The sequence below is a fragment of the Janthinobacterium aquaticum genome (assembly GCF_009208565.1).
GTDB lineage: Bacteria > Pseudomonadota > Gammaproteobacteria > Burkholderiales > Burkholderiaceae_D > Janthinobacterium.
This window is the reverse complement of the sequence record NZ_WFLK01000006.1, coordinates 117,162-130,553: the sequence shown is the minus strand read 5'-3', so window position 1 is coordinate 130,553 and position 13,392 is coordinate 117,162. Positions and strand designations below refer to the sequence as shown.

General features: G+C 61.1%; 11 protein-coding genes. 7 read left to right on the top strand and 4 right to left on the bottom strand.

What is annotated here, in order from left to right; translation table 11 throughout:
- Window positions 1–21: 21 nt before the first annotated feature.
- Entirely contained in the window at window positions 22–1,941 is a 1,920-nt protein-coding gene (gene htpG, locus GCM43_RS11780) for a molecular chaperone HtpG (RefSeq protein ID WP_152244424.1), read from the top strand.
- 194 nt (window positions 1,942–2,135) lie between these two features.
- Window positions 2,136–3,194, top strand: a complete 1,059-nt coding sequence (locus tag GCM43_RS11775; RefSeq protein ID WP_152244422.1) for a hypothetical protein — start codon at window positions 2,136–2,138, stop codon at window positions 3,192–3,194.
- Between the two features lie 355 nt (window positions 3,195–3,549).
- Here GCM43_RS11775 and GCM43_RS11770 read toward each other — a convergent pair whose 3' ends face one another.
- From GCM43_RS11770 to kynU, 4 genes are all read right to left on the bottom strand, one after another.
- Window positions 3,550–4,551 carry a leucine-rich repeat domain-containing protein gene (locus GCM43_RS11770; protein WP_152244420.1) on the bottom strand — a complete coding sequence of 334 codons (1,002 nt, stop codon included), beginning with the start codon at window positions 4,549–4,551 and terminating at the stop codon, window positions 3,550–3,552.
- Window positions 4,552–6,636, bottom strand: a complete 2,085-nt coding sequence (locus GCM43_RS11765; RefSeq protein WP_152244418.1) for a toxin-antitoxin system YwqK family antitoxin — start codon at window positions 6,634–6,636, stop codon at window positions 4,552–4,554. It lies immediately after the preceding gene.
- Between the two features lie 84 nt (window positions 6,637–6,720).
- On the bottom strand, window positions 6,721–7,605 hold the full coding sequence (gene kynA / locus GCM43_RS11760) for a tryptophan 2,3-dioxygenase (protein WP_152244416.1): 885 nt from the start codon (window positions 7,603–7,605) through the stop codon (window positions 6,721–6,723).
- A 9-nt stretch (window positions 7,606–7,614) separates the two neighbouring features.
- Window positions 7,615–8,865, bottom strand: a complete 1,251-nt coding sequence (kynU, locus tag GCM43_RS11755; protein ID WP_152244414.1) for a kynureninase — start codon at window positions 8,863–8,865, stop codon at window positions 7,615–7,617.
- 612 nt (window positions 8,866–9,477) lie between these two features.
- Between kynU and flhD the strand changes: the two genes are divergently transcribed.
- The 5 genes from flhD (at window position 9,478) to motB (ending at window position 13,349) form a co-directional block, all read left to right on the top strand.
- Complete coding sequence (flhD, locus tag GCM43_RS11750; protein ID WP_152244412.1) at window positions 9,478–9,795, top strand: flagellar transcriptional regulator FlhD; 318 nt, start codon at window positions 9,478–9,480, stop codon at window positions 9,793–9,795.
- A 39-nt stretch (window positions 9,796–9,834) separates the two neighbouring features.
- Window positions 9,835–10,398: a flagellar transcriptional regulator FlhC gene (gene flhC, locus GCM43_RS11745; RefSeq protein WP_152244410.1), complete on the top strand. Its 564-nt coding sequence runs from the start codon at window positions 9,835–9,837 to the stop codon at window positions 10,396–10,398.
- 117 nt (window positions 10,399–10,515) lie between these two features.
- Window positions 10,516–11,277 (top strand): class I SAM-dependent methyltransferase, encoded by a 762-nt coding sequence (locus GCM43_RS11740; RefSeq protein WP_152244408.1) that lies wholly within the window; start codon window positions 10,516–10,518, stop codon window positions 11,275–11,277.
- A gap of 172 nt (window positions 11,278–11,449) precedes the next feature.
- Window positions 11,450–12,310: a flagellar motor stator protein MotA gene (gene motA / locus GCM43_RS11735; protein ID WP_152244406.1), complete on the top strand. Its 861-nt coding sequence runs from the start codon at window positions 11,450–11,452 to the stop codon at window positions 12,308–12,310.
- Between the two features lie 58 nt (window positions 12,311–12,368).
- Complete coding sequence (motB, locus tag GCM43_RS11730) at window positions 12,369–13,349, top strand: flagellar motor protein MotB (RefSeq protein WP_152244404.1); 981 nt, start codon at window positions 12,369–12,371, stop codon at window positions 13,347–13,349.
- The last annotated feature ends 43 nt before the right edge of the window (window positions 13,350–13,392 follow it).

Genomic DNA, 13,392 nt, shown 5'->3' with positions numbered 1-13,392 from the left:
CCACCAGACTATGAGGTAAATATGGCTGTCTCCGAAAAACAAACACTGGGCTTTCAGACTGAAGTCAAGCAGATGCTGCATCTGATGATTCATTCGCTGTACTCGAACAAGGAAATTTTCCTGCGCGAGCTGATCTCGAATGCATCCGACGCGGCCGACAAGCTGCGCTTCGAGGCGATTGACAACGACGCGCTGTATGGCAACGACCACGAGCTGAAAATCAAGGTCAGCTTCGATAAAGAAGCACGCACCATCACCATTTCCGACAACGGCATCGGCATGACACGTGACGAGGCGATCTCGCACCTGGGCACCATCGCCAAGTCGGGCACCAAGGAATTTTTCGGCAAGCTGTCGGGCGACCAGCAGCAGGACGCGGCCCTGATCGGCCAGTTCGGCGTGGGCTTCTACTCGGGCTTTATCGTGGCCGACAAGATCACCGTTGAAACGCGCCGCGCCGGCGTGGACGCCTCCGAAGGCGTGCGCTGGGAGTCGGCCGGCGAGGGCGACTACAGCATTGAATCGATCGACAAGCCATCGCGCGGCACCGACATCATCCTGCACCTGCGCGAAGGCGAAGACGAGCTGCTGTCGAGCTGGAAGATCAAGTCGATCATCCGCAAATACTCGGACCATATCTCGCTGCCGATCGTGATGCAGAAAGAAGAGTGGGACGACGAGAAAAAAGAAACCGTCGTCAAGGACGAGTTGGAAACGGTCAACCAGGCCAGCGCGCTGTGGGCCCGCAACAAGTCCGACATCACGCCCGAACAGTACGAAGAATTCTACAAGCACGTGTCGCACGACTTCCAGGCGCCACTGACGCACACGCACAACCGCGTGGAAGGGCGCAGCGAATACACGCAGCTGCTGTATATCCCGGCCAAGGCGCCGTTCGACATGTGGGACCGTAACAAGCGCGGCGGCATCAAGCTGTACGTCAAGCGCGTCTTTATCATGGACGACGCCGAACAGCTGACGCCAACCTATCTGCGTTTCGTTCGCGGCGTGATCGATTCGTCCGACCTGCCGCTGAACGTGTCGCGTGAAATCCTGCAGGAATCGCGCGACGTGAAAGTGATCCGCGACGGCTCGACCAAGCGCGTGCTGGGCATGCTGGAAGAACTGGCCAACGCCGACGAGCAGGACAAGAAAGACAAGTACGCCACGTTCTGGAAAGAATTTGGCCAGGTGCTCAAGGAAGGCATCGGCGAAGATGCTGCCAACAAGGAGCGCATCGCCAAGCTGTTGCGTTTTGCCTCGACCGCCAACGACAGCGACGAGCAGATCACCTCGTTTGCCGACTACCTGGCGCGCATGAAGGAAGGCCAGGACAAGATCTATTACGTCACGGCTGACAACTACGCTGCCGCCAAGAACAGCCCGCACCTGGAAATCTTCCGCAAGAAGGGCGTTGAAGTGCTGCTGCTGACCGACCGCGTCGATGAATGGATGCTGTCGTTCCTGCAGGACTTCGAAGGCAAGGAACTGGTGTCGGTAGCCAAGGGCGGCCTGGACCTGGGCGCGCTTGAAGACGAAGCGGAAAAGAAAGAGCACGAAGAAACCGAAACCTCGTACGCCGAACTGGTTGGCAAGATGAAGACCACGCTGGCAGACAAGGCCAAGGATGTGCGCGTCACGTTCCGCCTGACCGATTCGCCAGCCTGCCTGGTGGCCGACGAGAATGAGCTGTCGGGCAACCTGCTGCGCATGCTCAAGGCGGCCGGCCAGAGTGCGCCGGAATCGAAGCCGATTCTGGAGATCAACCCGAACCACCCGCTGGTCACGCGTCTGAAATATGAAGATGCAGAAGGCGGCAAGTTCGGCGACTGGGCCAATATCCTGTTCGACCAGGCTTTGCTGGCCGAAGGCGGTTCGCTGGCCGATCCGGCATCGTTCGTCAAGCGTTTGAACGAGCTGCTGCTCAATACCGCTAAATAATTGGGTAGGTCGGATTAGGCCCCAAAGGGGCCGTAATCCGACAACATGGTTGACGTCTGAGGTATTGTCGGATTACGGCGCTTCGCGCCTAATCCGACCTACGTACTTGCCACACGTGCAAGCTGCAGCAAGCCTGCAAGACGCATGCTAGAATCCGCGACGGTACCATTGGGTCCACCCGAGCAGACAGAATCATGAAGAACACCTTAACCACCATCAGCCGCTTTTGCCAGCATGTGCGTCACACCGCCTTGCTCGCTGCCATGGCTGCTGCCTGCGTGGCCGCTCCATCGGCAGCGCTGGCCAAAGCCGTGTCTGTGCCGGAAAAGTCGCTCAACAGCCTGTTATCGGATAGCGTCCTGCCGCGCCTGAGCGATGCACCCGAGGTGCGCGCTGCGCTGTTTGACTTTTTTGGCTACGCGCGCGGCAGTTATACCGAGGTCGATGAGCTGTTGTTGACTCAGGCTTTGGAATCAGTCAGCGAGCGGCGCGAAGTGACGCGCACGGTGCTGCCGGACGGGCGCCAGCTGCTGGCTTCGATGAATGACCGCAGCCAGGGCCGTGAGCGCGGCGCCATGCTGCTCGACAAGCGCGGCGTGCTGATCGCCTTTGGCCTGGTCAACGGCCATTGCCGTCTGCAGGGCCAGCCGCAAGCGAAAGTCTGTAACCCCGACCCGCAAACGGTGCTGACGGTGTTCCACAAGAAGGGCATGCTGGTTTCCGAGGCGGCGCCGCTGCTGGCCTGGGCCAGGCAACTGCCGCCGATGCTGGCGCTGATTGCCGCCGACGACGAGGCCGGCGCCAACGGCCAGAAAATCGCCAGCGTGGAATATGTGCTGGCCCAATCGCCGCTGCCGGGCTGGAACCGCGCGCAGTTGCCGTCCGGCTATCCTAGCGCCTTGCTGCCGCTGCTGCTCGATTCGGCCACCGTGCTCAGTTCAGCCGATAGCGGTGTGTTTTCCTTCCCCGCCACGCTCAAGGGCAAGAAGCAGATCAATGTGCTGGACCAGGCCGAAGGTCGTCCGCCGCGTGACCTCGAGGTGGCGCTGCGCAGTTATGCCAGCTTTGACAGCGTGGTCGAGCGCTATCGCAAGGCCATCAAGGGCGCCCGCTTCCAGCGCAACGAGCGCACCGCCTATCTGCATGGCGACATGGGCCAGGGCAGCTACCGCGTCTATATCCGCAATACCGGCAGCGACGGCGTCATGATCGACGTGGCGCTGTGGCAGCGCCGTTTGACGGCGTCCAAATAGGTTGCGGGGATTTTTAATTTAAGAAGGGTCAGGGTCAGTTCCGCCATTTGTACACGGACTGTTCAATAGCCTTGCACGCATTCGTTTAGTAGGTGCCGATTTGTCTGCTACGGCTGAGGTCGTGTCGCAATGGCGCAAAGGGTCGGGGTCAGTTCCGCCATTTGTACACGGACTGGTCAATAGCCTTGCACGCATTCGTTTTAGTGGGTGCCGATTTGCCTGCTACGGCGGAGGTCGTGTCGCAATGGCGGAACTGACCCCGGGTTTGTGACCCCGGGTTTGCGGTTGAGGTCGTGTCGCAATGGCGGAACTGACCCCGGGTTTGCAATGGCGGAACTGACCCCGGGTTTGTGGTTTAGAGGCCCAGTGCTGCCAGTTGGGTGCTGATTTCCCTATCCCGCTTTGCCTTGCCGGTACGAAAGCGCATTTCGCGCAGGCTGGCCGGCAGTGCCTGCGCCAGCAGCGCATCGGGCTCTAGCGCAGTTTCCGATATCGACAGTTTCTGCAGTGCTGGCAGCGCGGCCAGGCTGGTGAGGCTGGCCAGGCTTTTGCAGGTGAGCAGATGCAGCGTCTCCAGTGCGCTGTTGCCGGACAGGTCCAGCTGATCGAGCTGGGTCTGGTCTTCCACCCACAAATGGCGCAGCAGCGGAAAGCGCTGCAGCGGGCCCAGTTGCGCCAGGCCGCGCACGCGGATCAGTTCGAGCTTGTGCAACAGCGGCGCTTCGATGGCGGCTATCGACTCGCGCCCGCCCAGCTGCAAACGCAGCTCTCGTAGCTGCGCGACGCTGCCCAGGAAGTCGAGCGCCACCTTATTCTTGATGCGAAACAGCGACAGCGTCTGCAGCGCCGGCAACTGCGCCAGCGTGTCCAGATGGTGGCTATGGCCATCGATGGTCAAGCTAGCCAGTTTGCTGTAGTGGCGCAGCGGCGACAGATCAAGCTTGTCATGCGCGGCCTCACCGAGCGACAGCACTTCAAGCTGGCGCAGGTTCTCCAGCGCCAGGATATCGTGCTGCGCCAGTTCATAGACACCCAGCGACAGCTGCTTCAGGCGCGTCAGCTCGCCCAGGGCCTCGAGGTTGACGGCGCGCCGGTGGAAGTCGAGCGCCAGGCTGGCCACGTGGGGCAGGGCGCGCACGATGGCCGCGTCAAACACGCGTGACTCATAGCCATAGATACGCACCGTCAGCGCCGTGCCGTGGCGTTTTGCTGCAGCGTCGAGGTCAGCAATCAGTGGCGCCGGCTCGCCCAGCGTATCGAACTGCACGATGACCTGGCGTCCTTCGGTCACTGCCGCATCGATGGCGGCCATGTCGAGCTGCTGCGGGTTTTGCATGCAAAGGGTGTCAGCGCTCATTCATTCTCCAAATACAAATGGGGTTTTCTTTGCGGCTGGACACTCTTCCGGGCCGGGGAAGATCTGCTTGCCGGTGTCGTCGAACTGCTGGCCGCAATCGACGGCGATGCGCTGGCGATAGCTGCGCCGGCTGGCCAGCTTGCCGTTCGGGTGATAGCACAGCGCTTCGCCGTCGCGGTCGGCCGAGGCGTAGCTGAGATAGGTCTGGCCGTTGACGGTGCGCTTGCTGTGGCCGCGTCGCGGTTCGGTGCAATGCAGCTGGCCGTTCTCGAAATAGGTGTTGTAGACCGAGGTGTCCTTGTCGCGGTCGACCAGCAGCTCGTCCTGCACCTGGCCGTTTGCATACCAGGAACGGCCTTCCTGGCGCTGGCCGAACTGGAAGCGGTAGTCGTACTGCGGCTTGCCGTTGGCGAAATTGAGGCGGTGGTAATCGCATACGTCGTTGCGCTCGCTGCCGCCTTCGGTAAAGTAGCAGCGGTGGATGTCGTTGACCAGCAGGCCACCCTCGGCATATTCGCGCAGGTGCGTGACCAACTGCTGGCCGTACTGGCCCAGGCCGATCACGGCCAGGCGCTCGGGCTTGCCGTCGGGATAGTAGCGCGCGTCGAGGCCGACTTTCTTGCCTTTGTCCCACAGCGTATCCATGCGCAGAACCTTGGTCGCCTCGTTTCCCGTCTCGTCAAACGCCTGTTCGCGCCCCTGCAACTGGCCCTGCTCAAAGGTGGCAATATACACCAGCACTTCCTTGCCGGCGTCACCCAGATAGCGCGTGCGCTCGCCCTGCAGCATATCGGCCTGGTAATGCTCGCGCAGGCGCAGCGCGCCGGCAGCGTCGTGCTGGGTGAGTTCGCCCTGGCGCTTGCCCTTGATAAAGCGCACGTTCTCGATCACGCCGTCTTTTTTGTAGAGCTTCCATGGACCGTCGCGCAGGCCGTCGACATAATTGCCTTCGCCTTCTTCGCTGATCCATGGTCCCTGACGCGTGCCGTTGGCGTAGCTGCCGCGCGCCAGCAGTTTGCCCTGCATACTGCGCTCGGACGGCCCGTTCAGCTGGCCGCCGGCATAGGTGTCAAAACCGGTGACTTCGTCTTCATCGGCAAAGTTGGTGACCGTCCAGCGGCCTTCGCGCTTGCCGGCGCGATAGCTGCCGTCTTCGATCTGTCTGGGCTCTTCGATATGCCATGGCCCTTCGCGCAAACCTTTGGCAAAGCGTCCCCTGGCCATGCCTTCATGCATGCCCTTGAGTTGCCACAGGCCTTCGCGCAGGCCGCCGCTGTACTGGCCGCGCTCGATGACTGCGCCGTCATCCCAGGCCAGGCTGTAGATGACGGACGCGCCTTCCTGGCTGCCCGTGTAGCGCTGCGGCGTTTTTTCCCAGCTCACCTGCCACAAGCGGTAGTTGGGCAGTTCCGCCGCGCCGGACGTAGCGTCGCCAAAGCGCGTATAGCTGGCCGTCAGCGTCAGTTCGCTTTTTTTCTGGAATGCTTTCTTGTAGACGGCCGCGTCGGCGCTGGCGGCGGCCACGCTGCGCCCTTGCAGGTCGAAGTAGCCGACGACGCTGCCCTGGGTGTGGTCAATCGCATCAAAGTGGGCGTTGCCGCTGTTTCCCCGTACCACGCTGTAGTCGAGCGGCGCCAGTCTGGCCAGCGCCTGCTTCGCCTGGGCGGCATTGGGGTTTTTATTGGCCGCGACAAACCGGTCCAGTGCCGGCTGCAGGCCGTCCAGGTACCGGTACTTGCCCGAGTTTTTATCGTGGCGGTAGGCGCGCAGGCCATCTTTGCCATCCTGGCGGAACAGCACCAGCATGGTCTGGTTTTCAGGCGCAATCGCGCTGTCCAGCGGCGCATAGAAGACAGCGCGGATCACGGCGTTGCCATAGCCATCGAGCTGCTGCTGCCTGACGCTGGCTTTGCTGCAGTCGCAGGTATAGAGCGCCACGCCGGCCGCTTCGCGGATAAACACCAGATCGAGGCCGCTGTCCTGCGAGGCGGCAATCACCGGGTGGGCCAGCGGCTTGCCCGTGTAGAATGGCGCAGCGTGGGCGAGAGCGCTTGCAAACAGCAGCGACAGGCAAAGTCGTTTCATGGAGGCGCCTTTATGCAAAGGCCATGATTTTGCCTGTGATGTTTGCCATGGGCAAATCAGCGCCGCCTATCGTGCGCCAGTCGCCTACAGTTCGGTGCGCAGTGCAAACAGTTCCGGGAACAGCACCACGTCGAGCATCTTGCGCAGATAGCTGACGCCGGCCGTGCCGCCGGTGCCGGTCTTGAAGCCGATAATGCGCTCGACGGTGGTGACATGGCGGAAGCGCCAGAAGCGAAACGCCGTTTCCAGGTCGACCAGCTTTTCCGCCAGCTCGTACAACGCCCAGTAGCGCGACGGGTCGCGATACACTTCCAGCCAGGCGGCCTTGACCGATTCATCGGGCTGCGTCGGCTGTGTCCAGTCGGCCTCCAGGCGCTGCGGGTTGATGGCCAGGCCGCTGCGCGACAGCAGCTTGACCGACTCATCGTAGACCGACGGCGCGCGCAGCGCCGCATCGAGCACGGCAAACGGTTCCGGCGCGGTGGTGTGCACGTTCAGCAGCGCCGCGTTCTTGTTGCCGAGGATGAACTCGATCTCGCGGTACTGGTAGGACTGAAAACCCGACGAGGCGCCCAGGTAAGGGCGGATGGCCGTGTATTCGGGTGGCGTCATGGTGGCCAGCACGTCCCACGCATGGACCAATTGATCCATGATGCGCGCCACCCGCGCCAGCATCTTGAATGCCGGCGGCAGGTCGCCGCTTTGCAGGTTGGCGCGCACCGCATGCATTTCATGGAGCATCAGCTTCATCCACAATTCGCTGGTCTGGTGCTGCACGATAAACAGCAGTTCATTGTGGTTGGGCGAGAGCGGATGCTGGGCCGTCAGGATGCGGTCGAGCGCCAGGTAGTCGCCATAGCTCATCGATTCGGAAAAGTCCATTTGCGCGCCATGCCATTGGGCGTCGCCCTGGGCTTCTCGTTGTGATGCATGCATGGGGCAGCCGCTGGCCGTTTTGTTCTCGTTCATATTCTGGTCTCAGGTAACGGCATCGCGCCGGGCGTCGATGTCATAGGATTGCTGGTCGAGGATGTCGCGCAAAATTTCCACGGCATCCCACACGTCGGCAAAGCTGGTGTAGAGCGGCGTAAAACCAAAGCGCATGATGGCCGGCTCGCGGTAGTCGCCGATCACGCCGCGCGCGATCAGCGCCTGCATCACCGCGTAGCCGTGCGGATGGGTAAAGCTGACCTGGCTGCCGCGCTGCGCATGCTCGCGCGGCGTGACCAGGCCCAGCGGATGGTTGGCGCAGCGCGCTTCGACCAGCGCGATAAACAGGTCGGTCAGTGCCAGCGACTTGTGGCGGATCGCCGCCATATTGGTCTGCGCGAAAATATCGAGCCCGCATTCGACCAGCGCCAACGACACGATGGGCTGGGTGCCGCACAATGCGCGCGCGATGCCCTTGGCTGGCGCAAAAGCCGGGTCCATGGCAAACGGCGCCGCATGGCCCCACCAGCCCGACAAAGGCTGGCGAAAGCGGCCCTGGTGGCGTTCGGGCACCCAGATAAAGGCTGGCGCACCGGGGCCGCCGTTCAGGTATTTGTAGGTGCAGCCGACGGCCAGGTCGGCGCCAGCGCCGTTCAGGTCCAGCGGCACCGCGCCGGCCGAATGGGCCAGGTCCCACAGCGCCAGTGCGCCTTGCGCATGGCAGTGGGCCGACAGCGCCGCCATGTCGTGCTGGTAGCCGCTGCGGTAATTGACGTGCGTGAGCATCGCCACGGCGCAGTCAGCGTCGATCGCCTGCGCCAGTTCGGCCGGATCGTCGACCAGGCGCAACTGGTAGCCACGGTCGAGCCAGGCGGCCAGTCCCTGCGCCATATACAGGTCGGTCGGGAAGTTGCTGCGTTCGCTGACAATCACGCGCCTGCCGGCATGTGCGGCGTCCTCGGTCTGCATCTGCAGCGCGGCAGCCAGCGCCTTGAACAGGTTGACCGAGGTGGTGTCGGTAATGACGACTTCGCCCGCATGTGCGCCCAACAGCGGGGCCAGGCGGTCGCCCAGGCGGCGCGGCAGGTCGAACCAGCCGGCGCTGTTCCAGCTGCGGATCAGGTCATGGCCCCATTCGGCGGCAATCACCTGCTGTGCGCGCGCCACGGCGGCAACCGGGCGCGCACCCAGGGAGTTGCCATCGAGATAAATCACGCCGGGCGGCAGGTCGAACTGCTGGCGCAGCGGGGCCAGCGCATCGTCGCTATCGCGCGCCAGGCAATCTTGTCTGGAAATCATGGTTGCTTTCAAGTTGATACTGGTGGAAATGCCAGGCTTGCTGTCACCGGCCAGGCAGGCGGCAGCGGTAGCGGTGTTGCGGCAGTGTAGCAAGCCTGCGTCCGCGTGCGTCTTTTTCCGAAATTTTTTGACGGTCCGGCAGCCACTTTGTGGGGCGTAGACGAACTTTTTTGAAGTTTTTTCACATTTTTTTCAAATCGCCCTAAAGTTCGGTGCGCCAGCGCCGATAAAGACTCCATGCAGGAAATTTCGCGCTTTTCTCATTTTTTTTCAAAATGACCCTAAAGTTCCTGTTTTTGCTGCCGTTACACCTGTTAGTACGCTTGATTTCGATCAAGCTGTTGTAAATAAGAGATAGCCGGCCTTTTTTAAAAGTCAGGAAAAATCGTATTTTGCAGCAACTTTCTTTACATCAATTTGCACGCTTTTACAGGCGTGCAGCCCTGGTCGTGCTGTGTTTGTAAGACAAACACCTACGGCCCGTCTTCCTATTCCCCGACCAAAAATACAGCGCTGCACCTCTGTTGTATTTGATGTTGCTCCTGCAGAATGTATCTCACTGGAAACACAAAGTGTGCCAGGTGAAGAATTCAACGGATTGAGGAGATGGAAATGACTGCTAACGATATGATGGCCGAGATTCGCGACGCAAACCTGAGCTATCTGATGCTGGCACAGCAAATGATCCGTGCAGACAAGGTTACTGCCATCTTCCGCCTGGGCGTGTCGGCTGAAATCGCCGAGCTGATTGAAGGCATGAGCAATGCGCAGATCCTCAAGCTCGCTGGCGGCAACATGATGCTGGCCCGCTTCCGCTTTGACGACAGCGCCATCCTGTCGATGCTGACCAACTACAATAAAGACCGCTCGCTGGCGCAGTCGCATGCCGCCATCCTGATGGCAGGCCAGGGCGTCGAAGAAATCGCCTGATGGTCGCATCTCACTGTTTTCATGCAACGGAGTAAATCCATGGCCAAGAAAAGTGTCGTATCGGAAGCACAGGAGATCGGACTGGCGATCGAACTGATACAGCTTGGCGCCCGTTTGCAACTGCTGGAAACGGAAGTGTCGCTGTCGCGCGAGCGCCTGCTGAACCTGTACAAGGAATTGAAGGGCGTCTCGCCGCCCAAGGGCATGCTGCCGTTTTCCACCGACTGGTTCCTGACCTGGCAGCCCAATATCCATTCTTCGCTGTTTATCAATATTCATCAGTTCCTGGTCGAGCACGCTGGCGCCACCGGTATTGAAGCGGTCATGAAGGCGTATCGCCTGTATCTCGAACAAATGCCGCCCGAGCCGGGCGAAGAGCCGCTGCTGTCGCTGACGCGCGCCTGGACGCTGGTACGTTTTTTCAGCAGCAAAATGCTGGCCATGGCGCCGTGCGGCAAGTGCAGCGGCAAGTTTGTCGTCAACTGCCTGGACCTGAACGCCGATTATGTCTGCGGCCTGTGCCATATGCCTTCGCGTGCCGGCAAGACCCGCAAGGCCCGCGATGACGCCGCCGCTGTCGCGCCGGTCGTCGCCAACGCCTGAAAATCCACGCCTGTCTGCCGGAACGACAGGGTAAGCCGGAGCCGGTCGCCGTGACCGGCTTCGGCTTTTTGCTGGCGGTTTCGCTTACACTGCGCTTTTTCCTTCCCGATAACGTTCATGCTGCAACAAATTTTGCGCGCGCCCGCGTTCAGGTCAATACTGATACAGCTGCTGGCCTTTCCGCTGATGCTGCTGTCGGTGTATGGCCTGGCGCGCGCCGGCCTGACCATGTCGCTGACGGGCGTGGCGCTGGCGCAGGGTATAGTGGCGGCGCTGCTCACGTACTGCACGCGCCTGGCGCGCTGGTGGTGCGTGATCGGCCTGCTGTTTGCGCCGGCGCTGCTGGCGGTGCGCCAGCTGGAACTGCCGCCCGTGCTGTTTTTGCTGGTTTTTGTGTTTTTGCTCAGCCTGTACTGGTCCACCTTTCGCACCCAGGTGCCGTTTTATCCCTCGGGTCCTGCCGTCTGGCGCGAGGTGGCGCAGCTGATTGCCGACCGGCCAGGCGTGCGCCTGGTCGATATCGGCAGCGGCCTGGGTGGTTTGGTGCTGGCGCTGGCGCGCAGGCGTCCTGATGGCCGGTTTTGCGGGATCGAACTGGCGCCGCTGCCGTGGCTGGTCAGCCGCCTGCGCGCGCGCGTGGGCGGCAGTGGCGCGCATTTTCTGCGCGGCGACTATGCGGCGCTCGACCTGGGTGGCTTTGATGTCGTGTTCGCCTATCTGTCGCCAGCGGCCATGCCGGCTCTGTGGCGCCAGGCTGAAACGCAAATGTTGCCCGGTAGCATGCTTGTTAGTTACGAATTCACGATAACGGGCCGCGCACCCGACCGCGCCATCGCCGCCACGGAACGTGGTACTTTGCTTTACGTATGGTGCTTTTAGGCAATTGTCTGCGTTATTTGCTTGCCCAGAGGACAATCTCACGTTATTGTAGTTCTGCACGGCATTTTGTTAAAAAAGGTCCGGTCGGACGGTCGTTTTTCGCTACCTTCGGTTACTTTTTGCTGTCGCCCTGCGTCCGGTGCAGGCAGATCAAATTTGGGAGTTACAGCACTTGTTAGTCATACTCGGATACATCATCGTTTGCGCTTCCGTCTTCGGCGGTTTTGCGCTGGCGGGCGGCCATCTGGCAGCGCTGTTCCAGCCGCTCGAACTGCTGATGATCGGCGGCGCGGCTGTGGGCGCGTTCCTCGTTGGTAATAACAACAAAGCCATCAAGGCCACGCTGGCGGCACTGCCCAGCCTGCTCAAGGGCTCGCGCTACACCAAAGAGCTGTACATGGAGCTGATGTCGCTGCTGTTCGAGGTGCTCAGCAAGGTGCGCAAGGAAGGCCTGATGTCGATCGAAGGCGATATTGACAAGCCGGAAGAAAGCCCGCTGTTCTCCAAATACCCGGCGGTGCTGGCCGACCACCATATCGTGGAATTCATTACCGATTACCTGCGCCTGATGGTGTCGGGCAATATGGATGCGTTCCAGATTGAAAACCTGATGGACAACGAAATCGAGACCCATCACCACGAAGGCGCGGTGCCGGCCCATGTGATCGCCAAGGTGGGCGATGGCCTGCCGGCATTCGGTATCGTGGCCGCCGTGATGGGCGTGGTGCACACCATGGAATCGGTCGGCATACCGCCGGCCGAACTGGGCATGCTGATTGCGCACGCGCTGGTCGGCACTTTCCTCGGCATTTTGCTGGCGTACGGCTTTGTCGGCCCGCTGGCCAGCCTGCTCGAGCAGAAGCTGGAAGAGTCGAGCAAGATGTTCCAGTGCGTCAAGGTCACGCTGTTGGCCAGCCTGAACGGCTATGCGCCGGCGCTGGCGGTGGAATTTGGCCGCAAGGTACTGTTCTCGACCGAACGTCCGACCTTCAACGAGCTTGAAGACCATATCAAGAAATCGAAAACCAAGTAAGCAGTGAAGACGAGTCTGGATATCATGATGCAAGCGCTGCATAGGGAAGGGAGATGCCATGGCTGACGAAGGCATGCGCCCGATTATTGTCAAGCGCATCAAGAAAACTGCCGGTGGCCACCATGGCGGGGCGTGGAAAATCGCCTACGCCGACTTTGTCACGGCCATGATGGCCTTTTTCCTGCTGATGTGGTTGCTCGGTTCGACCTCCAAGGGCGACCTGAACGGCATTTCGGAATTTTTCAAGACGCCGCTCAAGGTGGCCATGGCTGGCGGCACCGGCAGCGGCGAGAGCGACTCGATCCTGCAGGGCGGCGGCCAGGACCTGACCCGCAAGGACGGCCAGGTGCGCAAGACCGAGCAGGAAGCGCAGTCGAAGGCCTTTGATCTCAATACGGCCAAGGCCGCGCTCGAGCGTGAAGAGGGCAAGCGCCTGCAGGCATTGAAGGCGCGCATCGAGGCGACCATCGACGCCAATCCGCTGCTCAAGAAATACAAGAACCAGCTGCTGCTCGATATTACCAGCGAAGGGCTGCGCATCCAGATCGTCGACGAGCAGAACCGCCCGATGTTCGCGCTGGCCAACGCCAATCTGCAGCCCTATACCAAGGAAATCCTGCACGCGATCGGCTTCGTGCTCAATGAAGTGCCGAACCGCATCGGCCTGTCCGGCCATACCGATTCGACGCCCTACATGAGCGACGCCGGCTATAGCAACTGGGAGCTGTCGGCCGACCGCGCCAACGCCTCGCGGCGCGAACTGGTGATCGGCGGCATGAATGAAGACAAGGTGCTGCGCGTGGTGGGCCTGGGTTCAGCGGCCAACCTCGACAAGCAGGATCCGTTCAATCCCATCAACCGACGCATCAGCATCATCGTGATGAACAAGCGCACGGAAGAAAACGTCTTGCGCGACGGCGCGGCCATCGAGCTGCCGGTCAACGATGCTGCTGGCGCTGCTGCCGCAGCCGGCCAGGCTGCCGCAATGCCAGCCGTAGCGCCCACCCCCGGTCCGGCAGGAGCAGCGGCCAAGAAATAGGCTGGCGTGCTGCGGGAGTCGCCAGCCCATCATGTAGTAAAAC